At 71.9% G+C, this 26,494-nt stretch carries 25 protein-coding genes and 1 pseudogene; 7 read left to right on the top strand and 19 right to left on the bottom strand.

What is annotated here, in order from left to right; all coding sequences use genetic code 11:
* Positions 1 to 4: 4 nt before the first annotated feature.
* Entirely contained in the window at positions 5 to 1,387 is a 1,383-nt protein-coding gene (locus BLW32_RS04520; protein ID WP_068740800.1) for an aminotransferase-like domain-containing protein, read from the bottom strand.
* 78 nt (positions 1,388 to 1,465) lie between these two features.
* Between BLW32_RS04520 and BLW32_RS04515 the strand changes: the two genes are divergently transcribed.
* Positions 1,466 to 2,104 carry a pyridoxamine 5'-phosphate oxidase family protein gene (locus BLW32_RS04515; RefSeq protein ID WP_225535882.1) on the top strand — a complete coding sequence of 213 codons (639 nt, stop codon included), beginning with the start codon at positions 1,466 to 1,468 and terminating at the stop codon, positions 2,102 to 2,104.
* A gap of 51 nt (positions 2,105 to 2,155) precedes the next feature.
* Positions 2,156 to 4,129 carry an acyl-CoA dehydrogenase family protein gene (locus BLW32_RS04510; RefSeq protein WP_068523856.1) on the top strand — a complete coding sequence of 658 codons (1,974 nt, stop codon included), beginning with the start codon at positions 2,156 to 2,158 and terminating at the stop codon, positions 4,127 to 4,129.
* A 48-nt stretch (positions 4,130 to 4,177) separates the two neighbouring features.
* On the opposite strand, the gene BLW32_RS04505 is transcribed toward BLW32_RS04510, so the two are convergent.
* The 9 genes from BLW32_RS04505 to BLW32_RS04465 all read right to left on the bottom strand — a co-directional run bounded on the left by BLW32_RS04505 (position 4,178) and on the right by BLW32_RS04465 (position 13,455).
* Positions 4,178 to 5,098, bottom strand: coding sequence for a MetQ/NlpA family ABC transporter substrate-binding protein (locus tag BLW32_RS04505; protein WP_068740799.1), 921 nt, complete (start codon positions 5,096 to 5,098; stop codon positions 4,178 to 4,180).
* Positions 5,095 to 5,805: a methionine ABC transporter permease gene (locus tag BLW32_RS04500; RefSeq protein ID WP_068740798.1), complete on the bottom strand. Its 711-nt coding sequence runs from the start codon at positions 5,803 to 5,805 to the stop codon at positions 5,095 to 5,097. The genes BLW32_RS04505 and BLW32_RS04500 overlap by 4 nt, the downstream gene beginning before the upstream one ends.
* Positions 5,802 to 6,797, bottom strand: a complete 996-nt coding sequence (locus BLW32_RS04495) for a methionine ABC transporter ATP-binding protein (protein ID WP_068740797.1) — start codon at positions 6,795 to 6,797, stop codon at positions 5,802 to 5,804. Before BLW32_RS04495 ends, BLW32_RS04500 begins: the two co-directional genes overlap by 4 nt.
* 92 nt (positions 6,798 to 6,889) lie before the next feature.
* On the bottom strand, positions 6,890 to 8,302 hold the full coding sequence (locus BLW32_RS04490; protein WP_068740796.1) for a purine-cytosine permease family protein: 1,413 nt from the start codon (positions 8,300 to 8,302) through the stop codon (positions 6,890 to 6,892).
* Between the two features lie 131 nt (positions 8,303 to 8,433).
* Entirely contained in the window at positions 8,434 to 9,135 is a 702-nt protein-coding gene (locus tag BLW32_RS04485; protein ID WP_068740795.1) for a TetR/AcrR family transcriptional regulator, read from the bottom strand.
* A gap of 4 nt (positions 9,136 to 9,139) precedes the next feature.
* A complete protein-coding gene (locus BLW32_RS04480; protein WP_068740794.1) occupies positions 9,140 to 11,305 on the bottom strand; it encodes an MMPL family transporter in 2,166 nt (721 codons plus the stop codon).
* A gap of 111 nt (positions 11,306 to 11,416) precedes the next feature.
* On the bottom strand, positions 11,417 to 12,040 hold the full coding sequence (locus BLW32_RS04475; protein WP_068523842.1) for a CYTH domain-containing protein: 624 nt from the start codon (positions 12,038 to 12,040) through the stop codon (positions 11,417 to 11,419).
* Between the two features lie 14 nt (positions 12,041 to 12,054).
* Complete coding sequence (locus BLW32_RS04470; protein WP_068523840.1) at positions 12,055 to 12,261, bottom strand: heavy-metal-associated domain-containing protein; 207 nt, start codon at positions 12,259 to 12,261, stop codon at positions 12,055 to 12,057.
* A gap of 69 nt (positions 12,262 to 12,330) precedes the next feature.
* Positions 12,331 to 13,455, bottom strand: coding sequence for a serine hydrolase domain-containing protein (locus tag BLW32_RS04465; protein ID WP_068740793.1), 1,125 nt, complete (start codon positions 13,453 to 13,455; stop codon positions 12,331 to 12,333).
* 40 nt (positions 13,456 to 13,495) lie between these two features.
* Here BLW32_RS04465 and BLW32_RS04460 point away from each other — a divergent pair, with 40 nt between their 5' ends.
* From BLW32_RS04460 to BLW32_RS26940, 3 genes and pseudogenes are all read left to right on the top strand, one after another.
* On the top strand, positions 13,496 to 13,972 hold the full coding sequence (locus BLW32_RS04460; RefSeq protein WP_068740792.1) for an NUDIX hydrolase: 477 nt from the start codon (positions 13,496 to 13,498) through the stop codon (positions 13,970 to 13,972).
* Between the two features lie 173 nt (positions 13,973 to 14,145).
* Positions 14,146 to 14,277 (top strand): annotated as a pseudogene (locus tag BLW32_RS28420) (type IV toxin-antitoxin system AbiEi family antitoxin domain-containing protein); the annotation flags it as partial.
* Positions 14,278 to 14,810: 533 nt separating this feature from the next.
* Entirely contained in the window at positions 14,811 to 15,005 is a 195-nt protein-coding gene (locus BLW32_RS26940) for a putative endonuclease domain-containing protein (protein ID WP_139286065.1), read from the top strand.
* Positions 15,006 to 15,073: 68 nt separating this feature from the next.
* Here BLW32_RS26940 and BLW32_RS04450 read toward each other — a convergent pair whose 3' ends face one another.
* Positions 15,074 to 16,768, bottom strand: coding sequence for an FAD-dependent oxidoreductase (locus tag BLW32_RS04450; protein ID WP_068740791.1), 1,695 nt, complete (start codon positions 16,766 to 16,768; stop codon positions 15,074 to 15,076).
* 138 nt (positions 16,769 to 16,906) lie between these two features.
* On the opposite strand from BLW32_RS04450, the gene BLW32_RS04445 reads away from it, so the two are divergent.
* Positions 16,907 to 17,485, top strand: a complete 579-nt coding sequence (locus BLW32_RS04445; RefSeq protein WP_225535879.1) for a TetR/AcrR family transcriptional regulator — start codon at positions 16,907 to 16,909, stop codon at positions 17,483 to 17,485.
* Positions 17,486 to 17,488: 3 nt separating this feature from the next.
* On the opposite strand, the gene mce1N is transcribed toward BLW32_RS04445, so the two are convergent.
* The 7 genes from mce1N to BLW32_RS04410 form a co-directional block, all read right to left on the bottom strand.
* Positions 17,489 to 17,986: a transport-regulating membrane protein Mce1N gene (gene mce1N / locus BLW32_RS04440; protein WP_068523828.1), complete on the bottom strand. Its 498-nt coding sequence runs from the start codon at positions 17,984 to 17,986 to the stop codon at positions 17,489 to 17,491.
* Positions 17,983 to 18,561, bottom strand: coding sequence for a hypothetical protein (locus BLW32_RS04435; protein ID WP_139286063.1), 579 nt, complete (start codon positions 18,559 to 18,561; stop codon positions 17,983 to 17,985). The genes mce1N and BLW32_RS04435 overlap by 4 nt, the downstream gene beginning before the upstream one ends.
* Entirely contained in the window at positions 18,558 to 19,550 is a 993-nt protein-coding gene (gene hemB / locus BLW32_RS04430) for a porphobilinogen synthase (protein ID WP_068523824.1), read from the bottom strand. The genes BLW32_RS04435 and hemB overlap by 4 nt, the downstream gene beginning before the upstream one ends.
* Before the next feature lie 10 nt (positions 19,551 to 19,560).
* Positions 19,561 to 21,273, bottom strand: coding sequence for a bifunctional uroporphyrinogen-III C-methyltransferase/uroporphyrinogen-III synthase (locus BLW32_RS04425; RefSeq protein WP_225535878.1), 1,713 nt, complete (start codon positions 21,271 to 21,273; stop codon positions 19,561 to 19,563).
* Positions 21,274 to 21,299: 26 nt separating this feature from the next.
* Positions 21,300 to 22,241: a hydroxymethylbilane synthase gene (gene hemC, locus BLW32_RS04420; RefSeq protein WP_102101070.1), complete on the bottom strand. Its 942-nt coding sequence runs from the start codon at positions 22,239 to 22,241 to the stop codon at positions 21,300 to 21,302.
* A 1-nt stretch (position 22,242) separates the two neighbouring features.
* Positions 22,243 to 23,580, bottom strand: a complete 1,338-nt coding sequence (locus BLW32_RS04415) for a glutamyl-tRNA reductase (RefSeq protein ID WP_068740790.1) — start codon at positions 23,578 to 23,580, stop codon at positions 22,243 to 22,245.
* Between the two features lie 148 nt (positions 23,581 to 23,728).
* Entirely contained in the window at positions 23,729 to 23,986 is a 258-nt protein-coding gene (locus BLW32_RS04410) for a glutaredoxin family protein (RefSeq protein WP_068740789.1), read from the bottom strand.
* An 83-nt stretch (positions 23,987 to 24,069) separates the two neighbouring features.
* On the opposite strand from BLW32_RS04410, the gene BLW32_RS04405 reads away from it, so the two are divergent.
* Positions 24,070 to 24,963 (top strand): HAD family hydrolase, encoded by an 894-nt coding sequence (locus tag BLW32_RS04405; RefSeq protein ID WP_372456780.1) that lies wholly within the window; start codon positions 24,070 to 24,072, stop codon positions 24,961 to 24,963.
* 459 nt (positions 24,964 to 25,422) lie between these two features.
* On the opposite strand, the gene BLW32_RS04400 is transcribed toward BLW32_RS04405, so the two are convergent.
* The gene (locus BLW32_RS04400; RefSeq protein ID WP_068740788.1) at positions 25,423 to 26,490 is read right to left on the bottom strand and encodes a lysophospholipid acyltransferase family protein; all 1,068 of its coding nucleotides are present in this window, start codon (positions 26,488 to 26,490) and stop codon (positions 25,423 to 25,425) included.
* Between the last annotated feature and the right edge of the window lie 4 nt (positions 26,491 to 26,494).

The following is a 26,494-nucleotide window of genomic DNA, read 5'->3' as shown; positions in this document are numbered from 1 at the left end:
GCCGTCAGGCGCCCAGCAGCGCGATGACCGCGGCGGCGCGGGTCTCGGGGATCAGCGCGAAGGACAACAGGAGCGCGGTGTCGGCGACGTCGCCGTCGGTCAGGGCGTGTTCGGCGAGGGTCGTGACGCGGTGGCGGTGCCGGGCCAGCGTCGCCGTCGCCGCGCCGAGCGCCGCCTCGGACCCCAGGTCCACGGTGAGGTGCAGCCCGGCGTCGGCGCCGAGGACGAGCGCGTCCGGGAGGTGCTCCGCGAGCGCCCGCCGCACGGCGGCACGCCGCGCGCCGTAGGTGCGGGCGGCCCGCGCGACGTGGGCGTCCCAGGCGCCGGAGTCGAGGAAGTGGGCCAGCATCGAGGCCGCGGCGCCGTCGACGCCCGCGCTCGAGCCGTGCCCCGCGTGCGGCAGCCCGCGCAGCGACTCCGGGACCGCGGCCCACGCGAGCCGCAGCTGCGGGGTCAGCGCCTTCGAGGCGGTGCCGAGGTAGACCACGTGGTCGGGCGCGAGGGTCTGCAGCGCGGGCAGCGGCGCCACGTCGTAGGAGAACTCGCCGTCGTAGTCGTCCTCGACGATCACCCCGCCCGTCTCCCGCGCCCAGTCCACCAGATCGAGCCGACGGGCCATGGAGAGCCGCACGCCGGTCGGGTACTGGTGCGCCGGCGTGGTGTAGACGAGGCACCTGCGGCGCGGCAGCCGGTCGACGACGAGGCCGTCGGCGTCGACGGGCACGCCCACGACCTCGTTCCCGGTGGCGCGGAAGGCGTCGAAGGCCCGACGGTAGCCGGGCGTCTCCACCGCGATCGGGGCGCCGAGCTCCCCGGCGATCGCGGCCAGGGCCGGATTCACGCCCGGGAACAGGCGCAGGTCATGGGGCGAGGCACGCACCGCGCGCCGCCGCCGCAGGTGCACGGCGAGCGCCTCCTGCAGCGCCGCGACATGCGGCGCCGCCGACGTCGTGGGCGGGAGGGCGGTCGCGTGCCGCCACGACCGCCGCCACCGCCGCTCGTCGATGAGGGTCACGTCGGGCACGCCCGGCACCAGGCTCGTCTCCCAGGTGTCCGACGGTGCCTCCTCCTCGCGACGCGGGGCGGGCGCGGCGTGCATCGCGTGCGCGAACCGGTCGGTGCCCGGGGCGATCCGGGTGCCGCTGCCGGGGACCGTGGCCGTGACGCCCATGGCGGCGAGGGTGTCGTAGGCGGCGATCACCGTGTTCCGGGCGACGCCCAGACCGGCGGCGAGCGCCCGCGAGGAGGGCAGCACGTCGCCGGGGTGCAGGGCGCCGCCGTCGAGGCCGTCGATGACCGCGTCGACGATCGCGGCGCTCGGAAGCGGGCCGGCGGCGTGCGCGAGCGCGGTCCAGAAGTCCGGGAGGGTCGCGGGTGGGCGGGGCACGCACGCAGAATACTGGTTCTTGCCACTGGCCGATTCTGGACCTTCCAGTGCACCGGTATCCGGTTCAGGATGGACGGCATGGACACGCTCACCCGATACCCCCAGCGCGGCGGCGACCGCCGCCTCCTCGACGAGATCCTGGACGAGGGCGTGGTCGCCGTGCTGTCGACGGTGGCCGACGGCCTGCCGTGGTCGGTGCCGATCGCCTACGCCCGCCTCGGCGACCGGATCGTCCTGCACGGTTCGACGGGGGCCGGGGCCCTCCGCCACGTCGCCGCCGGCGCCCCGGCGACGCTCACGGTGACCCACGTGGACGCGCTGATCGTCGCGGACACCGCCTTCGACCACTCGATGAACTACCGCTCGGCGGTGCTGCGCGGCGCGCTCACGACCGCGGCGGTCGACGGCGCGGAGCTGCTCGACGCGTTCACCGACAAGCTCCTTCCCGGCCGCAGCGCGGAGCTCCGCGCGAACACCCGCAAGGAACTCGCCGCGACCACGGTGCTCACCTTCCCCATCACCGCGGACAACTGGATCGCCAAGGCGCGCACCGGCGGAGCGTCCTCGAGCGAAGGCGGCTGGTCCGGCGTGCTGCCGCTCCGGAAGGGCTACGCGCGCATCGAGCCGACGCCCGGCCAGGAACTGCCCGTGCCGGCGTCGGTCCGCGCCGCGCTCGCGGCGGGCGAGCCGGAGGCGTGCTGCGCGCCGGTCTCGTGATTCGGCTCTCGGAACCGGCACTTTTCGCCCGCGCTGGGTACGGTTGAGGCCATGAGTGCTCCGACCTCGCCGGCATCGTCGCCCGAACTGACCGCAGCGCTGCGCGCCATCCTGGACGGCCGGTGGGCCGCCACGAGGGACGTCGTGCGGGAGCAGATCCAGGACGGGAACGCCGTCCCGCAGGCGGGCCTGAGCCTCGACGAGTACCGCGAGCTGATGCTCGGCCAGATGAAGGCGATGGTGCCGCTGGGCTTCCCGGCCGACGGCTTCAAGACCGAGCACGGTGGCACGGGCGACGTGGGCGCCGCGGTCACCGCGATCGAGACCCTCGGCTACGGCGACCTCTCGCTCATGGTCAAGGCGGGCGTGCAGTGGGGCCTGTTCGGCGGCGCGGTGGAGAACCTGGGCACGCAGTACCACCACGACACGTACGTCAAGGGGCTCATCGACCTCGACGTGCTCGGCTGTTTCGCGATGACCGAGACGGGCCACGGCTCCAACGTGCAGGAGCTGGAGACCACCGCCACCTACCTGCCGGAGACCGACGAGTTCGAGATCCACTCCCCCACCTCCAGCGCCCGCAAGGACTACATCGGCGGCGCGGGGAAGCACGCGCGCTGGGCCTCGGTCTTCGCGCAGCTCATCACCGGCGGCCCGGGCGAGGAACCGACCGGGCGGGGCGTGCACTGCTTCGTGGTGCCGATCCGCGACGAGAACGGCGACGACCTGCCCGGCGTCACCACGTCCGACTGCGGCTACAAGGGCGGCCTGCCCGGCGTCGACAACGGGCGCATCGTCTTCGACCGCGTGCGCATCCCGCGGCGCGAGCTGCTGAACCGGTACGCGGACGTCGCGGAGGACGGAACCTATTCCAGCCCCATCGAATCCGATAACAAGCGCTTCTTCACGATGCTCGGCACCCTGATCCGCGGCCGCGTGACCGTGGGCGCCGCGGCGGGCGCCGCCGGGCGGCTCGGCATCACCCTCGCCACCAAGTACGCGCTGGTGCGGCGCCAGTTCGACGCGCCGGGCGGCGACAACGAGCTGCTGCTGCTCGACTACCGCACGCACCAGCGCCGGCTGCTGCCGCTGGTCGCGCGGGCCTACGCCTTCGCCATCGCGCAGAACGAGCTCACGGCGGAGCTGCACGAGCTGCAGACCGGCGACCCCGATGCGGTGGATCCCGCCTACGCCCGCGAGATCGAGGGCAAGGCCGCCGCGATCAAGGCCGGTCACACCCGGCTCGCCTCGGATGCGATCAGCGCGGCCCGCGAGGCCTGCGGCGGTGCCGGCTACCTCTCGGAGAACCGGCTCCCGTTGCTGCGCGGCGACATCGACGTCTTCACCACCTTCGAGGGCGACAACCTGGTGCTCACCCAGCTGGTCGCCAAGGAGCAGCTCACCGCCTACGCCGGCGACGTCCAGGGGCTCGACGCCGTGGGCTGGGTGCGCTTCGTGGCGAACATGGCCAAGGACGTGGTGCTGGAGAAGACCGCCGCCCGCCAGGTGGTGCAGACGCTGCTCGACGACTCGGACGAGGACACCGAGGAGAGCGACCTCACCCACCCGGGCACGCAGCTGCGGCTGCTGCGCAACCGCGAGGACCACCTGTTGCGCACCGCGGCCGCCCGCATGCGCCGCGCGAAGGAGCCCGACGAGGATCCGCTCGAGGTCTTCACCGAGACGCAGGACCACCTCATCAAGGTGGGCGAGGCGCACATCGAGCGGATCGTGCTCGAGGCCTTCGTCGACGCGATCACCGACGTGCAGGACCGGCAGACCCGCGACGCCCTCAAGCTCATGCGCAACCTGTACGTGTACTCGCTGCTCGAGCGCGACCTGGGCTGGTACCTCATGCACCGGCACGTCTCGGTGGAGCGCGCGAAGGCCATCCGCCGCGGCGTGAACGAGCTGTGCGGCAAGGCGCGCCCGCTGGCCGAGTCGCTCGTGGACGCCTTCGGCATCCCCGCCGCCGCCCTCGACGTGCCGATGCTGGACCCGGCCAACAGCGTCGCCGTCCGGTAGCCCGTCGGCGCCGCCCCGCTCGGGCGGGGCGACGCCGGAGCCGCTGCGCTACAGCGGCAGCAGGATGTCCTTCACCCGCGGGTCGGTGCGCAGGAACTCCTGCACCGCGGGGTCCTTGAACGCCGCGACCAGGTTCTTGATGTTCTCGGTGTCCTTCCAGCGGGTGCCGATGGTCAGCTGGCCGGCGAACTCGTCGGGGGCGGGCGGCGCGAAGATCTCCTTCTCGATGCTCACACCCGCGGCCAGGTAGTACTCGGTGTAGCCGACGGCGGCGTCGAGGTCGGGCAGCGCGCGGGTCTGCGCGGCGAAGTCGAGCAGCGTGAACTGCAGGTTCTTCGGGTTGGTCGCGATGTCCTTGACGGTGGCCTGCCACTTGTTCACGCCCGGCTTGAGGGTGATGAGCCCGGCGCGCTCGAGGAACCAGAGGCCCTGGGCCTCGTTGGCCGGGTCGGAGTACAGCGAGACCTTCGCGTTCTGCGGCAGCTGCCGCGGGTCGGTGTACTTGTCGGAGAACAGCCCGAAGCCCCACCGGAAGACGGGCGTCGCGGCCTCCTCGCGGAAGTCCGGGTTGGCCTGCAGGACCTGGCCGAGCCACAGCTTGTGCTGGTAGACGGTGGCGGCGACCTCGCCCTCGCTGACGGCGCGGTTGATCGTCGTGGAGTCGGCGAGGCCCTTGAACGCGACGGTGATGCCGTGCTTGGGGGCCACCTCCTTCGCCACGAACTCGATGAGCGCCTGCTCCGCCGCGTTCCCCTCGGTGGTGGCGACCAGCAGGGTGGCGCCGGCGGTCTCGTTGGCGGCCTTCGCGTCGGACCCGCCGAAGGCCCGCCAGCCGACGAATCCGGCGACCACGAGCACCACCAGGACGACGACGCCGATGATCAGGGGGCGGCGCGAGCCGCGCGTGGTGAATCCGTGGTCGTCGTCTGCGGGAGGCGCAGTCGGCGTGGGGGTTTCGGTGTCGCTCATGCGAGGGCCTTTCGGAGGACGGTCTGTTCGGGGGTGAGGTGGCGTACGAGCGCGTCGCCGGCGAGCTGGATGGCGGTGACCACCACGATGAGCACGAGGATGGTGGCGATCATGACGCCGTGGTCGAAGCGCTGGTAGCCGTAGGTCACGGCGACGTAGCCGAGGCCGCCGGCGCCGATCGTTCCGGCGATCGTCGAGTACTCGATCATGGCGATGGTGTTGATGGTGAGGCCGCCGACGATGCCGGGCAGGGCCTCGGGGATCTGTGCGCCCCAGATGATCTGGGCGTTGGACCCGCCCGACGCCTTGGCCACGGTCACCACGTCGGGCGGCAGGGCGCGCAGGCTGTTCTCGACGATCCGGGCGAAGAAGGCGATGCCCGCGCTGGACATCGGGACGACCGCGGCGGCGATGCCGATGTTGGTGCCGGTGAGGAACCGGGTGAACGGGATGATCGCCGTCATGAGCACGAGGAATGGCAGCGAGCGGCCGATGCTGATGACCCACGTGAGGGGTTGGTGCAGCGCCGGTCTCGCGAGCAGTCCGCCCGGCGCGAGGTTGTGCACCAGCGCGCCGAGCGGTACGCCCACGACGAGCACGATCACCATGACGAGGCCGACCATGATCACCGTGTCGCGCAGCGCGGGCAGCACCAGGTCGGGGATCTCGGTGAGCGGCACCGTGATCCCGGAGGCGAGGAGGGTCATGCCGCCACCGCCTCGCGCGCGGCGGTGTCGGTGCGCAGCCCCAGGGCGCGCGCGGCGCCGAGGACGCGCGTGAGGGCACCGTCGTCCACGCCGATCGTGACGGTGCCGACGGTGACGCCCCCGACGGCCTGCACGGACGCCGAGAGCAGCGCGACCGCGGCCCCCGTCTCGAGGGTCACGCGGCTGAGCCAGTCGGCGGGCACCGCGGTGTCGTAGGTCAGGCGCACCGTCGCCTGGCCCGACGGTGCCGTGGCCGCCGGCCCGGCGGCGCGGAGAGCCTCGCCGAGCACCGATGCCGGTGCGGTGAGCAGGTCGACGAGGGCGCCCTGTTCGGCGAGGACGCCGTGGTCGAGGCGCGCGGCGCTGTCCGCGACGCGGACGATCGTGTCCATCTCGTGCGTGATGAGCACGACGGCGAGGTCCAGCTCGTCGCGCACGTCCCGGAGCAGCTCGAGGTACTGCGCGGTGGCCTCCGGGTCGAGGCCCGAGGTGGCCTCGTCGGAGAGCAGGACCTTGGGCCGCAGCGCCAGCGCGCGGGCGATCCCGACGCGCTGGCGCTGGCCCCCGGAGAGCTGGTGCGGGTAGTGGCCGGCCTTGTCCGCCAGGCCCACCCGGTCGAGCAGCTCGGCGACGCGGGCCCTCGTCTCCCCCTTGGTGACACCCAGGTACTCCAGCGGGAGCGCGACGTTCTCGGCCGCCGTGCGGCGGCGCAGCAGGCTCGACGCCTGGAAGACGGTGCCGATCCGGCGGCGGGCCGACCGCAGCTGACTCTCGGGCAGGGCCGTCAGGTCCTGTCCCCCGATGACGACGGTGCCGCTCGTCGGCCGTTCCAGCAGGTTCAGGCACTGCGCGAGCGTCGACTTGCCGGCGCCGCTGGGGCCGACGACGGCGAAGATCTCGCCCGCGGCCACGGTGAAGCCCACGTCGCGCAGCACGGGCGTCGCCGCCGCGCCGGTCCCGTAGGTCTTGGTGAGGCTGTGCACCTCGATCATCTGTCCTCCTCGGAATGTGAGGAGAACAGTGCGGCACGCGGCCCGGTGAGAGAACGGTTGCGGTCACCCTGATCCGAGCGACCGACGCCGGCTCAGGAGTCGGAGGGCGGGTAGATCATCGCCGCCGGCGCGCGGGAGGTGCGCTTGGCGAGCGGGTAGTAGATCGCAGCGGTGCCGACGAGGCCGACGATCCAGGAGATGTCCGCGCCGCCGAGCAGTTCGGTGACGGGGCCGGTGTACAGCTTCTGCGCGAGGAACGGGATTTGGATGACAATGCCTGCGGCGTACGCGAACAGCGCCGCCCACTGCCACGATCCGTAGCGGCCGGCCGGGTCGTAGAGCGCGGGGATGTCGATGCGCTCCTTGGAGATCACGTAGTAGTCGATCAGGTTGATCGCGCTCCACGGCGTGAACACCATGAGCAGGACGAGGACGAAGTTCTTGAAGTTCTCGAGGAAGTCCGCGCTCGCCGCGATCGCGATGATCACGGAGACGGCGACGAAGCCCACGATGTACAGCGTGCGGGCGAGCGCCGAGATCCGCGAGCCGCCGCCGAACGCCGTGACGGTGGTCAGCACCGACATGAACCCGCCGTAGGCGTTGAGCACGTTGACCGTGAGCTTGCCGACGACGATCACCAGGTACACCACCGCCGCCGCGGCGGCGGGCCCGGCCAGGTCGCCGAGGAAGCCGACCTGGTTGCTGAGGAAGACCTTCGAGGCGCAGGCGGCCACGAGGGCGCCGAAGGTCATCGAGATCTGCGAACCGATCACGCTGCCCGCGAACGTCGCCCAGAAGGTGGTGCGCTCCGGCGTCGACCGCGGCAGGTACCGCGAGTAGTCCGCGACGTACGGGCCGAAGGTGAGCTGCCAGCCGGCACCCAGGGAGATCGCCAGGAGGAAGGTCACGACGTCGAAGCCCTTGACCCCCACCACGGCCCCCACGTCGTACGCGGCGAACAACCGGACCACGAGGTACCCGATGCCGACGATCCCGACCACCGTGGCGATCCGCCCGACGATGTGGATCAGCCGGTAGCCGACCACGGCCACGACCGCTGTCAGGGCGCCGAAGATCACGATGCCCACGGCGGGTTCGTCCACCCCGATGAGGCGGTTGATCGCCTGCCCGGAGAGCACGGTCCCCGTGGCCGCGAAACCGAGGTACATGAGGATCACGAGCACCAGGGGCACTGCGGCGCCCTTCACCCCGAACTGCGCCCGGCTCGAGATCATCTGGGGCAGGCCCAGGCGCGGCCCCTGCGCCGCGTGCAGCGCCATCACGACACCGCCGAGAACGTTGCCGATCAGCACGCCGAGGATCGCCCACAGCGCGTCCGCGCCGAAGACGACGGCGAGGGCACCGTCGACGATGGCGGTGATCTGCAGGTTCGCGCCGAACCACAGCGTGAACTGGCTGCGGGGCGTGCCGTGCCGCTCGGCGTCGGGCACCACGTCGATCGTGCGGCGCTCCCGCAGGGGTGCCTTCGCGTTCGTCGTCGCCATCGGGGTCCTTCGTTCTGGAGCGGAACTGCCGCGCGGCAGTGACGAGGATCACCCCGGTCGTTCGTATAGTGCTGTCTATACAAATGTTTGTCAAGCGGTTGCAGCTGCGAACGGGCAGGTCACGGGTGTTGTCACCCGGCCGCGGGGCCCGCCGTTCCGTGGCCGCGGAGCTCGCGGACCAGGGCGAGCGCCCCGGCACCGTCGGGCAGCTCGTCCATCCCGGCCGTGAGCGCGATGCCGAGGCAGGCGCCGCTGATCACGCGGTCGGCGTACTCCATCGGATCGCCCCACGGCAGGAAGGGCTTGGCGACGAGCAGCGAGGCGACGCCGTGCACCACGGTGAGCATGCGCAGCGCGATGGGCTGCGGGTCGCCGGGCGGGTAGTAGCCCACATCCTGCAGGTCGCGCACGTTCTGCTCGAGGTGCGCGAAGGCCGCGGTGTTCAGGACGATGTCGACGTCGGAGGCGTAGTCCGACGGGGTCATCGCCGCGAGCCGGTACAGCTCGGGGGTCGCGAGCGCGAACCGCACGAAGGCGAGGCCCTGCGCCCGCGCCGCGTCGAGCGGGGTGGGCGCACCGGCCTCGGCCTCCGACAGGGCGTCGTCGAGCTGCCCGAGGTAGCGCGCGACGACGGCGGTGAGCAGCGCGTCCTTGTCCGGGTAGTGCAGGTAGATCGACGGCGGCGTGACGCCGGCGCGCTGCGCCACCGCCCGGATCGACACCGCGTCGGCACTGCCCGTCTCGATGAGCAGATCCGTGGCGGCGTCGAGGATCTCGGCGGCGAGGCGTTCCCCGTCGCCGCGCTTGTTACGCCGCCGTCGTCCCTGTTCCATTGCCCTACGATTCTCGCAGACCGACGCGGTCGTACAGCCGCTTCAGCGGCGCGGGCGCCCACCAGTTCCACACGCCCGCCACGCGCATGAACGCGGGCACGAGCAGCATGCGGATCAGAGTGGCGTCCAGCAGCACCGCGATCATCATGCCCACGCCGAACATCTTCATGAAGGAGACGCCCGCGAAGCCGATGGCGGCGAAGACGATCGCCATGAGCAGCGCGGCGGCGGTCACCACACGGCCGGTGCGGGTGATGCCCATCGCGACGGCCTCGTCGTTGGCGGCGTGATCCTTCGCCTCGGAGTGGTCCCAGAACTCCTTGATCCGGGAGAGCAGGAACACCTCGTAGTCCATCGACAGACCGAAGGCGATGCAGAACATGAGCACCGGCATGTTCGCGATGATCGCGCCGGTCACCGTGGTGTCGAGTCCGCCGAGCCAGCCCCACTGGAAGATCGCGACCAGCGCGCCGAACACCGCCGACAGCGAGATCACGTTCATCACCAGGGCTTTGAGCGGCAGCACCAGGGAACCGGTGAGCAGGAACAGGAGGATGAAGGTGGTCACCGCGATGACGATGAGCACCGTCGGGAGCGTATCGAGGATCGACTGCACCGAGTCGCGGTTGAGCTGCGCGGAGCCGCCGAAGGTCGGGGGCGCGGGAGCCTGCACCTCGTGCAGCCGGTCGAGCTGGTCGGACGCGGCCTGCGACAGCGGGTCGAGCTTCGACGAGACCAGCAGCAGCGCAGTCCCGTTCGCGGCCCGTGCGGTCGGGTCACCGTCGGCCACCCGTTGCCCGGCGAGGTACGTGCCCGACGGGGCCACCACCGCCCCGGTGTCCGGGACCTGCGAGAGGCGCACGGCGTAGTCGGCCACGGCACCGTCGTCGACGGGACTGGTGAGGACGACGCTGACCTGGCCCGCGGCGTCCTCGGCGAAGTCGGAGCGGATGGTGTCGCCCACCTGGTGCGAGGTCGAGGACTTCGGCAGGACGCGGTCGTCGGGGAAGCCGAAATGGATGCTCAGGAACGGGGTCCCGAGGATCAACAGCAACGCGACGAGGGCCAGCCCGATGGGCACGGCGCGACGCAGCACGCCGCGGGTGAAGCGGTAGAAGAGGCTGTCCTGCGGCGCGGGTTCGGCGCGGCGGCGGCCGATCTTCAGCGCGTCCACGCGGTCGCCGAGCACGGTGAGGATCGCGGGCGTGAGGATCAGCGTCGCGAGCGCCGCGAAGACGACCACGGCGACGCCGGCGTAGGCGAAGGACCGAAGGAAGTACATGGGGAAGATCGCCATCGCGGCCAGCGAGAGGCCGACGATGACCGCGGAGAAGAGGACCGTGCGGCCGGCCGTGTTCATGGTGCGGCGCAGCGCCTCCGGGCGGTCGCTGCCCGCGGCCACCTCCTCGCGGTAGCGGGAGATCACCAGCAGCGTGTAGTCGATCGCGAGGGCGAGACCCATGGCGGTGGTGAGATTGAGCGCGAAGATCGACACGTCCGTGAACGTGGTGAACGCGCGCAGGATGCCGGTCGTCGCGATGATCGCGGCGATGCCGATGAGCACAGGGATCGCCGCGGCGACCAGGCCGCCGAAGACCCACACCAGCACGAGGAACGTGATGGGGATGGCGACCGCCTCGGCGAGCAGCAGGTCGCTCGAGGACTGGTCGTTGATCTGCGCGTAGCTGTAGGCCTGGCCGCCGGGGGTCATGGTGACCGACGGGGGCGGCTGCGGCAGGTCGCCGACGATGGCCTTCGCGTTGAGCGGGGCCTGGGACTCGCCGCCGGCGATCGACGCGACGATGAGCGCGGTGCGCTTGTCCTCGCTGAGCAGCATCGGCGTCGGGGTGGCGAAGCCGTCGACGACGCTCTCGACGCGGCCGTCGGCCTTGAGCCGGTCGACCAGGCCGCGGCCGTAGGCGCTCGCGGTGGCCTCCTGCCCCTCGGGCGCGGAGACGGCGAGGACGAGCGGCAGCCCGCCGCGGTGGAAGTCGTCGGCCATGCGGTTGTAGGTCTGCATGGCCTCGGCCTGCGGGTCGACGTAACCACCGGCCTGCAGCTTGTCGGCGACACCGGCGCCCGCGAAGCCCAGCGCGGCGAGCAGGATCACGGCCAGCAGCAGCACGGCCTTCGCGCGGCGCGCGACGAAGCGGGTGAGTGCGTCGATCATCGTGCGTCCCCTTCCGATTGTATTAACGACGTTAAGTTAACAGCGTTAATACATAGCGCGTCAACCGCCCGGAGACGGAGATCTCCGCCACCCTGAGGGCCGGGAGGGGTTTCAGACGCCGCCGAGGCGGTTCTCGCCCAGGCTGTGCACGAAGCGCGGGCCGAGCAGTGCGAGCTCGCGGGCGTAGGTCTCGGACCAGCCCCCGAAGGGGACGTGCGCGAGGTACTCGTTGCGGAAGCGCTCGTCCTCGGAGACCTCGGTGGCGCAGAAGTCGGGGATCGCGAGGTCGACGACGGGGCCGCCGCGCTCCACCTCCGCCATCACGAGCGGGGCGTTGGCGCCGAGGAAGTCGTCGATGATCCAGCCGTCCTCGCCGAGCCACATGGAGTAGCGGACCTTGGCGACGACGTGCTCGGCCCGGCGCACGATCTGGCCGGCGACCAGGGCGTCGAGCTCGCGCTCGGCCTCGTACCGGGTGCCGCTCACCGCGGGCCCCTTGGCGGTCATGGTGCCGGTGGTCACGCCGTCGAGGGCGTCGACGAGCGCGCCGGGATCGTCGGTCAGCTCCGACGGTGCGGGCCCCTGCACCCGGACCCGGACGGCGTACCCGTCGGCGGCGAACAGGTAGGCCTGCACGATGAGCGTGGGCGTGGGATCGAGGGCAGCGGCCTCGGGGACCTCGCGCACGAAGAACTTGCGCTCGAACTCGAAGTCCCCGAAACCCTGCTCAGACATGCCCCCACCGTAGCTCAGACCAGCGTGTAGCCGGCCTCCTTGACGGCGGCCTCGACGGCGTCGCGCGTCAGCTCGGCGTCGCTGGCCACCGTGACGGCACCGGTCTCGACGTTCACCTCGACGCCCGTGACGCCGCCGATCTCCGAGATCTCCTCGCGCACCGAGGACGCGCAGTGCCCGCAGGTCATGCCGGTCACGGTGTAGGTGGTCTCCACTGCCATATCTCGCTCCTTCAACAACTGACGCGAACGCCGATCGTCGCGCACCATCGATAATACCCCCTAGGGGTATCAATTCGCTATCGCGGCGGTGCAGAACCGCTCGATCGGTCCACCCTCGGCGGGGCCGGCGAGCTGCAGCTGCCCGAGCCACACCGCGATCCTGCCCGAGTCGGGGTAGAAGTAGAACGCCGTCCCCGAGCCGCCGACCCAGCCGTACCGCCCCGGCACGCTCCACGGCCGGGCACGGTCGACGTCCACCGCGCCGCCGTAGCCCCACGCGGCGCCGTCGAGGAAGACGTTGCCGGGCTGCGGCGGCACCTGCACCGACATCATCGCCGCCACCGACTCCGGACTCAGCACGCGCACCCCGTCGGACTCCCCCGCGCCGCGCAGCATCCGCCCGAAGCGCAGCAGGTCGTCGAGCGTCGAGAGCAGGCCGCCACCACCGGATTCGAAGACCGGCTCGGCGAGGAAGGCGCCGTCGGCGGGGTCGACGATCGCGAGCCCCTCCGGCGTCGACATCACGGCGTCACCGAGCCGCGGCCGCATCGCCCCGGTCGCCCGGAAGGCGGTGTCGGCCATGCCGAGCGGGTCCAGCACGGCGTCGCGCAGCACCTCGCCGAGCGTGCCGCCGGCGGCGCGGGAAAGCAGCACGCCGAGGAGGTCGGCGCCGGTGTTGTAGGTCCATCCCTCCCCCGGCTGGTGCGCCAGCGGGAGCCGCGCGGCGGCGGCGAGCCACTCGTCGGGCGGCGGCGTGCCGAGCGGGTCGGCGGGTCCCTGGTGCAGGGTGCCGAACAGCGCCTCCATCAGGGGTGCGGAGAAGTCGGAGACCATGCCGAGGCCGCCGGTGAACGAGAGCAGGTGCCGCACGGTGATGGGACGGACAGCGGGGACGGTGTCGTCCAGCGGGCCGCTCGGATCGCGGAGCACGCGGAGTTCGGCGAGTTCGGGCAGCCAGCGCGTCACCGGATCGTCGAGGCCGACGGTGCCGCGTTCGACGTGCACGAGCGCCGCCGCGGCGAGGATCGGCTTGCTCAGCGACGCGATGCGGAAGACGGTGTCGCGGGTCATCGGCGCACCGGTCGCGCGCTCGCCCCCGGCGGCGATCTCCAGGCCCGCCGGATCGTCGAAGGCCGCGACGGCGCCCGGCAGCGGTCCCTGCGCGACCTCCCGCTCGATCAGCTCGCTCAGCATGTCGCTCCTTCGCCCGGATCGGTACGTACCCTCTAGAAGCATGCCCGTTCCCGAGTACGTGCGCAGCATCCGCGAGAAGATCGGCACCGACCTGCTGTGGCTGCCCGGTGTCGCCGCGGTGGTCGTCAACGAGGCCGGCGAGGTTCTGCTGGGCCGTCGCGCGGACACCGGCGAGTGGGCGTCGATCGCGGGGATCCTCGAGCCCGGTGAGCAGCCCGCCGAGGCCATCGTCCGCGAGATCCGTGAGGAGGCGGGCGTCGACGCGGAGGTTCTCGACCTGCTCGCGATCCGCACCGACGAGCCCGTCCACTACCCGAACGGCGATGTCGCGCAGTACCTCACGCTCCTGTTCCTGTGCCGCTACGTCGCCGGCGAGGCGCACGTCGCCGACGACGAGTCGCTCGAGATCGCGTGGTTCCACCCCGCGGCGCTGCCCACCATGTCGCCGCGGCAGACCGAGCGGGTGCGCCGCGGCCTCGCCGCCCTGCGCGGCGACACCCAACCCGCCTGGCAATAGCCGTTCCGAACGTCGAATCGAGCCCGGCGGGACGTCGATATGCGCCGCCCCACCTCGCTCGATGGGAGTTTCAGGAGCGGCTCCGTCCACAAGTGTGCGTACGAAACCTTTTTCGTCCACAGGCGAGCGGTTTTCGGGCCCGAAGCGCTGTCGGCTGCGACGACGCTCTGAGTATGAACGAACTGATCGCGGAGGTCGCCGCGCAGAACGGCGGCGTCGTGGGCCGCCGCCACCTGGTCGGGCTCGGCGTCGATCCCGCCGACGTCGTCGAGCTCGTGCGGGCCGGTGCGCTGATCCCGATCCGGCGCGGCTGGTACGGGACCGCGACTGCGAGCCCGGAGGTCGTCACGGCGGTCAAGGCCGGGGCGACACTGACCTGCCTCTCGGCACTGGCTCTCACACCCGAGATCTGGATACCGCCGGTCGCCAAGCGCACCCATGTGCGGTGGCCCGCGCACCGCCGCACGTCGCTCAGGACACAGAAGGGGTGTCGCGCCCACGTCTCGCTGAACACCTCGGTGCGGGCGGTCGATCCGCTGCACCTCGCTCTGCAGTGCGCCGTCAACTGCATCGATGAGGACTACTACGTCGTGGCCGTCCTGGATTCGCTTCTCCGATCGCCCGATCCGCACACCGTGCAGGAGATTCGCGATGTCTTCGACGGTGCACCGTTGCGGATCCAGCGGCTGCTCGGCGACCTGGATCCGGCCGCGCAGTCGGGCACCGAGTCCGTGACGCGCCATCGACTCCGGTCGGCGAACATCCGCGTGCGCAGCCAAGTGACGATTCCCACGGTGGGACGGGTGGATCTCCTCGTCGGCGACCGGCTGATCATCGAGTGCGACAGCACGGGATTCCACAACGACGCGCACCAGCGCAGAGAGGACGCGCGGCGCGACCGGAGTCGACCGTCGGCGGCTACCACGTCCTGCGTATCGACTACGCCGACGTCATGTTCGGCTGGGACAGCGTGTTCGCCGACATCACCGACATGGTGCGCTCCCGGCGACACCTCGGAGCGGTGCGGATCTGAAACTCCACTCCATCAGGGCGGGGCGAGGAATATCGCCGCCCCGGCCCGATGGAGTCTACGTTCGGAACTCAGACCACGTACAGCGGCAGGCGCAGGGCGCCCGGGGCCGTGGCGGGCACCACCGGGTGCTGCGGCGCGACGGGGGCGATGCGGCGGTAGGGCTCGCCCTGCGGGGCGCGCTGATCGACCTCGCCCTTGTTCGGCCACAGCGCCGCGGCCCGTTCCGCCTGCGCGGTGATCGTCAGCGACGGGTTCACGCCGAGGTTCGCGGAGACGGCAGAGCCGTCGACCACGCTGAGCGTCGGGTAGCCGTGGACGCGGTGGTAGGCGTCGATGACGCCGGTGGACCGGTCCGCGCCGATCGCGCAGCCGCCCAGGAAATGCGCGGTCATGGGGATGTTGAAGACCTCGCCCCAGGTGCCCGCGGGGGCGCCGCCGATCTTGTCGGCGATGCGCCGCGTCGCCTCGTTGCCCAGCGGGATCCAGGTGGGGTTCGGCTCGCCGTGGCCCTGGCGGCTCGACATCTTCCGGCCGAACAGGCCGCGCCTGGTGAACGTGGTGATCGAGTTGTCGAGGTTCTGCATGACCAGGGCGATGATGGTGCGCTCGCTCCAGCCGCCCACGAGCAGCACGCGCAGGAAGGCCAGCGGATGCCGCACGACGGTGCCGAGGAACCGCAGCCAGCGCGGGGTGCGGCCGCCGCCGTCGGTCATCAGGGTCTGCAGCATCCCCATCGCGTTGGAGCCCTTGCCGTAACGCACCGGCTCGACGTGGGTGTCGCCGCTCGGATGGAACGACGACGTGATCGCGACGCCGCGGGTGAGGTCGAGCTCCTTGTCGACGGTCATCCGCACCGCGGAGAGGATCGACTCGGAGTTGGTGCGGGTGAGCACACCCACCCGATCGGACAGCCCCGGCAGCGAGCCGTTGTCCCGGAGCCGGTGCAGCAGCTGTTGCGTGCCCCAGGTGCCGGCGGCGAACACCACGTGCTGCGCGGTATAGGTGCGGCGGCGCTTGCGGAGCTTCGCGCCGGAGCGGACCGTCGAGACCTCCCAGGTGCCGTCGCCGCGCTGCTGGACGTCGGTCACGGTGGTGAGCGGGTGCACCTGCGCCCCGGCCCGCTCCGCGAGCCCGAGGTAGTTCTTGACCAGCGTGTTCTTCGCGCCGTGGCGGCAGCCGGTCATGCACTCGCCGCACTCGATGCAGCCGGTGCGGTCGGGGCCCGCGCCGCCGAAGAAGGGGTCGGGCACCGTCTTCCCGGGCTCGCCGAAGTAGACGCCGACCGGGGTCTGGATGAAGGTCTCGCCGGCGCCCATGTCGTCGGCGACCTGCTTGACGATCTCGTCGGCCGGGGTCATGTGCGGGTTCTGGACGACGCCCAGCATGCGGCGGCCCTGGTCGTAGAACGGCGAGAGCTCGTCGAACCAGTCGGTGATGCCGGCCCACTGCTCGTCGGCGAAGAACGAGGCCGGCGGCTTGTACAGCGTGTTGGCGTAGTTCAGCGAGCCGCCGCCCACGCCCGCGCCGGCCAGGATGAGGCAGTCGCGGAGCATGTGGATGCGCTGGATGCCGTACAGGCCCAGCGCCGGCATCCAGACGAACCTCCGCAGGTCCCAGCTGGTCTTCGCGAAGTCCTCGTCGGCGAACCGGCGGCCGGCCTCGAGGACGCCCACGCGGTAGCCCTTCTCCGTGAGGCGCAGGGCGGTGACGGACCCGCCGAAGCCGGATCCGATCACCAGGACGTCGTAGTCGGTCGCAGGCATGGCGTTCTCCCTTCGGGTGAGCGCTCCGCACCGGGCTGAGGCGGGGTGACACAACTCACCTTCATGTCCTAGTTGATTACAACTATGGCCATGTTGTCAACCATCGGGACGGAATCGGCGACCTGTACCGTGGGCGAGGTGACGCAGCCGAACTTCCAGGCCGAGGTGCGCCTGCTCCTGCGCGACCGGGCCCTCGACGCGGCCCGCGAGCTGGTCGTCGCGCAGGGCTGGGACGCGGTGAACATGTCGCTCATCGCCAAGCGCGTCGGCGTGAGCCGCACCGCGCTGTACAAGGAACTCGGCGCCAAGCAGGACCTCGCCACGGCGCTGATCCAGCGCGACGCGGACCGCTACCTCGACGCCGTGACCGCCGCGATCACGGCCGCCGGGACGACCGTCGCGGGACTCGGCGCGGGGGCGCGGGCCGCGCTCGTGCACGGCGCCGACAACACGCTGCTCAAGTCGATCCTGGCCGGCGTCCCCGGCGCGGGCGCCGAGCTACTGCCGCTCCTCACCACCGACCCGGAACCCGTGCTCGGCCGTGCCATCGGGGCGGTGCGCGCGGCGCTCGACGCCCGGCCGGACGGTGCCGCCGTCGACGACGCGACGGTCGAGGTCTTCGTGCGGCTCACCGTGAGTCACCTGCTGGGGCCGCGCGGCACCGTCGACGAGGCGGCGGCGCAGATCGAGCGCACGGCCGCCGCCCTCATCGGCTGAGGATCAGTTCCCGGATCGCGCCGCGAGCAGCGGCTCGAGGGCCGCGCGCAGCGCGTAGTCGTTGCGCGCCCAGGCCTGCACGGTCGAGCCGTCGGCGAGCTGGATGCCCATGCCGTACCGGCGCCTCGGCACCGTCCGCAGCCGCCCCATCGCCCGCGCGCTGGACCAGGCCGGGAAGTCCTCCGGCTTGGCCTTGCGCGGATGGTCGGGGGCCTTGCCGGGCAGGATCCGCGCGATCTCGGCGACGGGGATCGTCTCCTCGCCGCAGCGCAGCTCCTCGGGCGTGATCGCCATCGAGACGTGGGTGCGGCCCGCCGTGACCTGCAGCCACACGAAGCCCTGCGTGGCGAGGCCCAGCAGCAGCCAGATCCACCACTCGGAGGTGCGGCCGGCGAGCAGCCACTGGGTGAGGATCATCGCCACGGTCGCGACCGGCACGATCAGCAGCCAGACGCGCGACAGCCCCCGCTCGGCGTAGAGCGGTGCCACGGGCGCGGTCACCGGCGCGCCGCCGCGGAGCCCGGACTGACGTAGGCGAGCGAGTCCCGGCTGTTCGCGCAGATGATCGCCCCCACCACGGCGATCGCCGCGAGGATGGCCGGCACCGCGATCGTGGCGTTGCCGGAGAAGAAGGCGAGCACGCCCTGCACCAGCACGAACGCGGCGACGAACTGCAGCACCAGCCGCGCCCAGTTCTGCCCGCGCCACAGGAAGTAGACGAGGCCGGCCGCGATCGCGACGCCCACGACCACCATGACGATGGCGAGCACGAAGGTCGTGGTGTCGTACTGCTCGAAGGTCTTGTACTGCTCCCGGGAGGTCCGCGCGATGATGCCGTCGCCCTCGCGCATCCGGTCGAACTGCTCGCGCAGCTCGTCGGAGCCGCGAGTCGAGAACGCCTGCGCGACGCGGGAGATCGCCGAGGTGATGATCACGAAGATCCACAGCTGCACGGACAGCTTCACGTCGTCGGGCCGGGGCCCGCGCTCGGGCTTCGGCACGGGCGGCGGCGCGGGCCACGTGGGCGGCTGCGGGCCGGGACCGGGCCAGACGGGGCCCTGGTGGTGCATGCTCACCACGTACCCCTCTGCAGCCAGGTGGCGGCCTCGGTGGCCCAGTAGGTCAGCACGATGTCGGCACCCGCGCGGCGGATCGACAGCAGCGACTCGCGGATCGCGGCGTCGCGGTCGATCCAGCCGTTCTGCGCCGCGGCGGTGATCATCGAGTACTCCCCCGAGATCTGGTACGCGGCAACGGGGACCGGCGAGGCAGCGGCCACGTCGGCCAGCACGTCGAGGTAGCTCATGGCGGGCTTGACCATCACAATGTCGGCGCCCTCCGCGATGTCGAGCTCCAGCTCGCGCAGCGACTCCCGCCGGTTCGCGGCGTCCTGCTGGTACGTCCGGCGGTCGCCCTGCAGCGACGAGCCGACGGCCTCACGGAACGGGCCGTAGAAGGGCGAGGCGTACTTCGCGGTGTAGGCGAGCAGCGAGACGTCCTGGTGGCCGGCGGAATCCAGCGCGGAGCGCAGCACCCCGATCTGGCCGTCCATCATCCCCGACGGTCCCAGCATGTGCGCGCCCGCGTCGGCCTGCGCGACGCCCATGAGGGCGTACCGCTCCAGGGTGGCGTCGTTATCGACGCGCCCGGCACCGTCGAGCACGCCGCAGTGGCCGTGCGAGGTGAACTCGTCCAAGCACGTGTCCGCCATGATGACCGTCGCGTCGCCCAGGTCGTCCCGCAGGGCCCGCAGGCCGCGGTTGAGCACCCCGTCGGGATTCCACGACGCGCTGCCCTCGGCGTCCTTGTCGGCGTCGTCGGGGACGCCGAACAGCATGATCCCGCCGACACCCTCGCGCACGGCCTCCTCCGCGGCGGCGCGCAGCGAATCGAGCGTGTGCTGGACGACGCCCGGCATCGACGAGATCGGCAGCGGCGCGTCGATCCCGTCGCGCACGAACATCGGCAGCACCAGCTGCCGCGGCTCCACCGACACCTCGGCGACGAGCCGCCGGACGGCGGGCGTGCTGCGCAGCCTGCGGGGACGGACGTGAGGAAAACTCATGCCGCCCAGTCTACGAGCGCGAGCGGCGCGGCTTCTTCCGCGGCGGGGGCAGCGCGCCCTCCGCGCGGAGCCGGGAGGCGTGCGCGGCGAGGGCCTCGACGAGGTCCTCCACCGACGCGGTCTCCGGCTGCACGTCCACCCGCAGGCCGAACTCGATCGCGGTCTCGGCCGTCTTCGGGCCGATGCACGCGACGATGGTGCGGGCGTGCGGCTTGCCGGCGATGCCGACCAGGTTGCGCACCGTCGAGCTGGAGGTGAAGCAGACCGCGTCGAAGTCGCCGGACTTGATCATCTCGCGGGTCGAGGCGGGCGGCGGCGCGGCGCGCACCGTGCGGTACGCGGTCACGTCGTCGATCTCCCAGCCACGGTCGCGCAGGCCCTCGGCGAGCGTCTCGGTGGCGATGTCGGCGCGCGGCAGCAGGACGCGGTTGACCGGGTCGAAGACGTCGTCGAAGGGCGGGAAGACCTCGAGCATGCCCAGGCTGGACTGCTCGCCCGTGGGCAGCAGCTCCGGCTCGATGCCGAAGGCGCGGACCTTGGCGGCGGTCTGCTCGCCGACGCAGGCGATCTTCACGCCGGAGAAGGCGCGGGCGTCCAGGCCGAACTCGATGAACTTCTCCCACACGGCGCGCACGGCGTTCGTGGAGGTGAAGACCACCCACTGGTAGCGGCCGTCGACGAGGCCCTTGACCGCGCGCTCCATCTGCGCGGGGCTGCGGGGCGGCTCGACGGCGATGGTCGGGACCTCCATCGGGATGGACCCGTGGGCGCGCAGCCGGTTCGACATCTCGGCGGCCTGGTCCTTGGTGCGGGGCACGAGCACGGTCCAGCCGTACAGCGCGCGCGACTCCCACCAGGAGAGCTTGTTCCGCTGGCCCACGACCTTGCCGACGGTGACCACGAGCGGGCCGGGCAGGCCCGCGCCGGCCTCGTTCAGCGTGGCCAGGGTGGCCTCGACGGTCTTCTGCTTGCAGGTCGAGCCCTGCGCGGTCACGGCCACCGGGGTCTGCGGCGCGAGGCCGTTCTCGACCAGCGCGGAGGCGGTGTCGGCGAGGTGCTCGGCGGTCGCGCTCAGGACCAGGGGCGACGGGGCCGCGGCCAGCGCCGCCCAGTCGACCTCGCCGCGCACGTCGGCCTCGGTGTGCGCCGAGCCCAGCGCCATGCCGGCGTAGGTGGGGACGGCCGTCGCGGGCGCCAGGCCCGGAACGATCTCGAAGGCGATCTGCGTGCGGGCGACGGCGTTGACCTCGGCCAGCACCGCGTCGGACGACAGCGGGTCACCGGCGACGAGGCGCACGACGTCGAGGCCGTGGCGGGCCTGCGCCAGCAGGGTCTTGGCGACCTCGGCGGGCTCGCCGAGCGCGGGCGCGACGGTGGCGGGGTTGCGCACGGCGGGCTCGCCCTTGCGGCCCTTGGCGGCGGTGCCGTCGGCGGCGTCCTCGTCGGCCTCGACGGGCTCGGCCGGCAGCGCGGTGCCCACCATGTCGACGACGGTCTGCGGAACGTCGGGGTCGGTGTAGACCGTCCGGGCGCCCGCGATAGTCTGCTCTGCGCGCAGGGTGAGGAGCCCCGGATCTCCCGGGCCGGATCCCACGAAGGTGATGCGGCCCGGTGCCACCGCCCGGCCCCGGGCGGGCTTGTTCGTCTTCGCGGCGACGCGCGCGGACACCGTGTCGGTGTCGGCTGCCGTGTCGGCCTTCGCGGACTGTGCAGTGCGGCTCATGTATCGGCTCCCAGTAGTTGCGGGTGCTACGCGAGCAGGTCGCGTGCGCCCAGGTCGAGCAGCTCCCGTGCCAGCGCGATGCCCAGCGCGCCGGCGTCGCCCACCGGGCCGACCACGGAGGCGCGGACCGAATCGGAGCCGTCCGCCGCGAGCGCGATGCCGCGCAACGACAGCTCCTCGAAGATCCGACCGTCGTCGTCGAGGGACTCGACGACTTCCGCGATCGCACCGACGGGTGCGGTACACCCGGCCTCCAGCTCGGCGAGGAGGGCGCGCTCGGCGGTGACCGCCGCGCGCGTGACCGGATCGTCCAGGCCGGAGAGCACGGAATGCAGTTCCGCATCGTCGCGTCGGCACTCCACCGCGAGTGCGCCCTGTGCGGGCGCCGGCAGCATCTGCACCGGATCCAGCGCCTCCGTCACCTCGTTGTGGCGACCGATCCGCTTGAGTCCGGCGAGGGCGACCACGATCGCGTCGAGTTCGCCGTCCGCTACTTTGCGTAACCGAGAGTCAAGGTTGCCTCGTAGGGGGCGGATTTCCAAACCAAGACCCAGTGCGTTAAGCTGTGTGGCTCGCCGCGGGCTGGAGGTACCGACCACGGATCCCGCCGGCAGCTCCCCCAGGACCAGGCCGTCGCGCGCCACGAGGGCGTCGCGCGAGTCCTCGCGGGGCGGCACGGCGGGCATCGAGAGCCGGTCGTCGGGCGCGGTGGGCAGGTCCTTGTACGAGTGCACGGCCACGTCGACCTCGTCGTTCGCGAGCGCGTCGCGCAGCGCGGAGGTGAAGACGCCGACGCCGATCTTCTCGACCGGATCGGAGCTCAGGTCGCCCGGCGTGGTCACGATGACCAGCTCGGCGGGGTGCCCCGCCGCGATCAGCGCGTCGCGCACGGTGCCGGCCTGCGTGGTCGCCAGCAGCGAGCCGCGGGTGCCGATGCGGATGGGGTTCGGAACGGATGGCGTGGTCACTTCAGACACTTCGGTCGTCGGATCCTTCGGTCGCGGAGACGGCGCCCGTGGCGCCCGGCTTGAGTTCGAAGAGCTCGCGCAGCGCCTCCGCGTAGGAGTCGCCCCCCGGGGTGGCGGCCAGTTGTTTGACGCGCACCGTCGGGGCGTGCAGGAGCTTGTCGACGACGCGGCGCACCGTCTGCGCCACCTCGTCCCGGTCCGTGCCCTCCAGGCTCGGGAGGCGCGAATCCAGCCGCAGCAGTTCGGCTTCCACCACCTCGGCGGCGCGGCGGCGGAGCGCCGTCACGGTCGGGGTGACCTCGGCGGAGCGCTGCGCGGAGAGGTACTCGGCGAGCTCGTCGGAGACGATCCGGCGGGCCTTCTCGGCGTCCTCCTCGGCGGCCTGCGTACCCGGCTCGCGGGAAAGCGCGTCGATGTCGATGACGGCCACGCCCGGCAGCCCGGCGACGGCCGGGTCCACGTCCCGGGGCAGGCCCAGGTCGCACACCACGAGATCGGTGCCGACGGTGCGCTGCGCCAGCGCGGAGTGCACGTCGGCGAGGCTCACGACGCTGCCCACGGCGCCCGTGCAGGCGATGAGCACGTCGGCGGCGGCGAGGGCGGCCACGAGGCCGTCCATGGCGACGGACCGCGCACCGTCGACCCCGGCGTCGAGGGCGGCCTGCGCGAGCCGCGCCGCCTTGTCCTCGGTGCGGTTGGCGACGGTGACGTCGACGGCGCCGGCGCGGGCCAGGTGCGCGACGCCGAGGCCGCCCATGGCGCCCGCGCCCACGACGACGGCGCGCTGCAGCGAGCCGCCCTGCGCGCCGAGGATGGCCTGCGCGCGGTCGAGGGCGACGGAGACGACGGAGGCGCCGGCCTTGTCGATGCCGGTGTCGGTGTGCACGCGCTTGCCCACGTGCAGGGCGCGCTGCGCGAGGTCGTGGACCACGCGGCCCGCGACCTGGTGCTCGTCGGAGGCGGCGTAGGCGCCGCGGATCTGGCCGAGGATCTGCTGCTCGCCGACGACCATCGAATCGAGGCCCGAGGCCACGGAGAAGAGGTGCTGGACGGCGGCCTCGGAGTAGCGCACGAAGGCGTGCTTGCTGAGCTCGTTGATGGTGAGGCCGGAGCGGGCGGACAGGACGTCGGAGACGGCTTCCAGGGCGGGGTGGAAGGCCTCGACGACGGCGTAGATCTCGACGCGGTTGCAGGTGGTGACGACCATGACCTCGTCGATGTGGGGCGACTCCATGAGCTGCGCCAGCACCTTGGGACGATCGGTCTCGGTGATCGCCAGTTTCTCGAGGACCGACACCGGCGCGCTGCGGTGCGACGCGCCGAACAGCAGAACCGACACCCTCGCTGCTCCTTCGAAGATCATGACGAGTGAACTACAGTCCGTAGTTTCCCGTTAAGGCACGGTACCCCGCATCCCCTGAAATGGGAAAACGCGCACAGCCTCACCTCACCCGTGCAGGTGACGGCACGTCACCCGCGAGGGTCGTTCACCCGAGGATATCCGCCCGGAGCTGCGGAATGTCCGCTTCCCAGTAGCTGTGCTGTTCCCCGTCGAGCAGGACGACCGGCAGCATGTCGCCGTACTCGCCGCGGTACTCGGTGTTGCCGGGCGCGTCGACGTCGAGCTGCCGGTAGTCGACGGGGCGTTCGGCGGCGCGGAGTTCGTCGACGAGTGCGGTGAGCTCGTCGTGGGCGCGGGCGCACATCCCGCACCCCTCCCTGGTGAGCAGCGTGATCACGGACATGTGCCGAGTGTCCCACCCCGAGGGCGGCGCGCGCCGCTAAGGTTGAGGGGAGATCACGCACGTGGGATCACGCGAGTGGGGAGGTGTTCTTGTCCGACCAGGCCAGCGCCGACGAACAACGGCAGAGCGCGGCGGGCGAGGCGAGCGCTGACGCCGCCCATTCGCTGCTGCTCGAGAAGGAGGGCCGCGAGGACGGCCAGGTGCCGCCGGACCTCACCGCCGCCGCCTTCTTCGACGTCGACAACACGATGGTGCAGGGCGCGTCGATCGTGCACTTCGCCCGCGGCCTCGCCGCGCGCAACTACTTCTCCTACTCCGACCTGGCCTCGGCCGTGTGGGCACAGGCCAAGTTCCGGCTCACGGGCAAGGAGAACAGCGAGGACGTCGCCGCCGGGCGCGAGAAGGCGCTGTCGTTCATCGCCGGCCGGTCCACCGAGGAACTCAAGGCCGTCGGCGAGGAGATCTACGACGAGATCATCGCCGACAAGATCTGGCCGGGCACGCGTGCGCTGGCGCAGATGCACCTCGACGCCGGCCAGCAGGTGTGGCTGGTGACCGCCACCCCCGTCGAGCTGGCGCAGACCATCGCCGACCGGCTCGGGCTCACCGGCGCGCTCGGCACCGTCGCGGAGTCGCAGGACGGGGTGTTCACCGGCAAGCTCGTCGGCGACATCCTGCACGGCCTGGGCAAGGCGCACGCCGTCCGGTCGCTGGCGATCCGCGAGGGCCTGAATCTCAAGCGCTGCACCGCCTACAGCGACTCGCACAACGACGTGCCGATGCTCTCCCTGGTGGGCACCGCCGTCGCCATCAACCCGGACTCCGACCTGCGCGACGTCGCGCGCGTGCGGGGCTGGGAGATCCGCGACTACCGCACCGGCCGCAAGGCCGCCAAGATCGGCGTCCCCACCGCCATCGGCGTCGGCGTCGCCGTCGGCGGCGCCGCCGCGCTGATCAAGCACTTCAGCGACGACTAGTCCCTCGAGTTCGACGGTGCCCGCCATCGCGGTTGGTGTCATCGCGCGATGCCCATACAGATACTGAATAACGCCAGTTCGCCGCCGGGTGATGGCTCGCCGTTCGGAGAGACGGCCGCCGGACCGGCGATTGTTAGCGGATTCGGCGACCAAATCGCAGGTCGCCTCCGGCGAAACCGCAGGCAACTCCGGCGGTAGCCGGTGTGCCGTGGGGGAATCGGCGTGGAGCGAGGGAGAGCCGGCGTCCGGTGGGGGAATCGGCGCCGCGTGGGGGACGGCCGCTCCCCCACCGCACGAGCGGCGTCTCATGGGGGAACGAACGTCGGAGTCGCCTTTCGGCGCCGCGCGGGGGACGAACACGAAGCAGTACTGGCGCCGCGCGAACCCGACGAGCCGACAGCCCGACGTGGGCACCCCTGCCGCCCTGCCCCGCCGGACCGGACCGACGGTGCCCGACGCTCAGAAGTCCTGGAAGATGTTCTTCCGGCGCGCGAGGATGCGGTAGAGGGACTGCTGGATGGTCTCGCGGACGTTGTCGGTGAGCTCGAAGACGACCATGGGGTCGTCGGCGTCGGCCTCGGTGAAGCGGTCGGTCGCGATGGGCTCGCCGAACTCGATGTGCCACTTCGACGGCAGCGGCACCATGCCCAGCGGGCCGAGCCACGGGAACAGCGGCGTGATCGGCGCGTAGGGCAGGCCCAGCAACCGGGCGACGGGCTTGACGTCGGCCAGCATCGGGTAGATCTCCTCGGCGCCCACGATGGACACCGGGATGATCGGGACGCCGGCGCGGATCGCCGCGGTCACGAAGCCGCCGCGGCCGAAGCGCTGCAGCTTGTAGCGGTCGCGGTAGAGCTTGCCGATGCCCTTGAAGCCCTCGGGCCACACGGCGACGAGCTCACCGCGCGTGAGGAGCGCCTCGGCGTCGGCGTTGCAGGCGACGGTGGCGCCCATCTTGCGGGCGACCTCACCGATGAACGGGTACTCGAAGGCCAGGTCGGCGGCCAACAGGCGCAGGTGCCGCTGGTCGGGGTGATTGTCGTGCACCGCGACGGCCGACATCAGCCCGTCGAGCGGGATGACGCCGGAGTGGTTCGCCACCAACAGCGCGCCGCCCTCGCGGGGCAGGTTGTCGGCACCGGTGGTGTCCACCCGGAACCACTTGTCGTAGACGGGCCGCAACGCCGGCAGGAAGAGCGCGTCGGTCAGGTGCGGATCGAAACCGAAGGGGTCGATGTCGTAGTCGCCGGTGAGCCGCTCGCGGACGAAGGCGGCACCGTCGACCACCGAATCCGCGGCGCGCTCGCGCCAGCCCGGACCGGGCTCGCCCGGCTGCGCGGCGGCGATGTAGTCGGGGTTGAGGGCGTGCACCGTGGCCTCGCGGCGCGGGGCCGGCGGTGCCGGGGTGCCGGTCAGCGCGGACGGGTGCCGCTGCTGCGCGCGCTCGCGCCCCTCGGTGCGAGCGGTGTCGATGGACACGGGCAGCTGCAGCACCTTCGCGTGCTGTGAGCCTGAAGCGTTGGTCATGTGT

Source organism: Tsukamurella tyrosinosolvens, assembly GCF_900104775.1.
Lineage (GTDB): Bacteria > Actinomycetota > Actinomycetes > Mycobacteriales > Mycobacteriaceae > Tsukamurella > Tsukamurella tyrosinosolvens.
The sequence above is the reverse complement of the archived record's forward strand: the minus strand, read 5'-3'. Positions and strand labels throughout refer to the sequence as shown.

Bases quoted from the DNA above. Each gene is read 5' to 3' on its own strand.
- BLW32_RS04515 (WP_225535882.1), top strand. From the start codon at position 1,466: ATGGACACGCTCACCCGATACCCCCAGCGCGGCGGCGACCGCCGCCTC.
- BLW32_RS04510 (WP_068523856.1), top strand. From the start codon at position 2,156: ATGAGTGCTCCGACCTCGCCGGCATCGTCGCCCGAACTGACCGCAGCG.
- BLW32_RS04505 (WP_068740799.1), bottom strand. From the start codon at position 5,098: ATGAGCGACACCGAAACCCCCACGCCGACTGCGCCTCCCGCAGACGAC.
- BLW32_RS04500 (WP_068740798.1), bottom strand. From the start codon at position 5,805: ATGACCCTCCTCGCCTCCGGGATCACGGTGCCGCTCACCGAGATCCCC.
- BLW32_RS04495 (WP_068740797.1), bottom strand. From the start codon at position 6,797: ATGATCGAGGTGCACAGCCTCACCAAGACCTACGGGACCGGCGCGGCG.
- BLW32_RS04490 (WP_068740796.1), bottom strand. From the start codon at position 8,302: ATGGCGACGACGAACGCGAAGGCACCCCTGCGGGAGCGCCGCACGATC.
- BLW32_RS04485 (WP_068740795.1), bottom strand. From the start codon at position 9,135: ATGGAACAGGGACGACGGCGGCGTAACAAGCGCGGCGACGGGGAACGC.
- BLW32_RS04480 (WP_068740794.1), bottom strand. From the start codon at position 11,305: ATGATCGACGCACTCACCCGCTTCGTCGCGCGCCGCGCGAAGGCCGTG.
- BLW32_RS04475 (WP_068523842.1), bottom strand. From the start codon at position 12,040: ATGTCTGAGCAGGGTTTCGGGGACTTCGAGTTCGAGCGCAAGTTCTTC.
- BLW32_RS04470 (WP_068523840.1), bottom strand. From the start codon at position 12,261: ATGGCAGTGGAGACCACCTACACCGTGACCGGCATGACCTGCGGGCAC.
- BLW32_RS04465 (WP_068740793.1), bottom strand. From the start codon at position 13,455: ATGCTGAGCGAGCTGATCGAGCGGGAGGTCGCGCAGGGACCGCTGCCG.
- BLW32_RS04460 (WP_068740792.1), top strand. From the start codon at position 13,496: ATGCCCGTTCCCGAGTACGTGCGCAGCATCCGCGAGAAGATCGGCACC.
- BLW32_RS04450 (WP_068740791.1), bottom strand. From the start codon at position 16,768: ATGCCTGCGACCGACTACGACGTCCTGGTGATCGGATCCGGCTTCGGC.
- hemB (WP_068523824.1), bottom strand. From the start codon at position 19,550: ATGAGTTTTCCTCACGTCCGTCCCCGCAGGCTGCGCAGCACGCCCGCC.
- BLW32_RS04425 (WP_225535878.1), bottom strand. From the start codon at position 21,273: ATGAGCCGCACTGCACAGTCCGCGAAGGCCGACACGGCAGCCGACACC.
- BLW32_RS04410 (WP_068740789.1), bottom strand. From the start codon at position 23,986: ATGTCCGTGATCACGCTGCTCACCAGGGAGGGGTGCGGGATGTGCGCC.
- BLW32_RS04400 (WP_068740788.1), bottom strand. From the start codon at position 26,490: ATGACCAACGCTTCAGGCTCACAGCACGCGAAGGTGCTGCAGCTGCCC.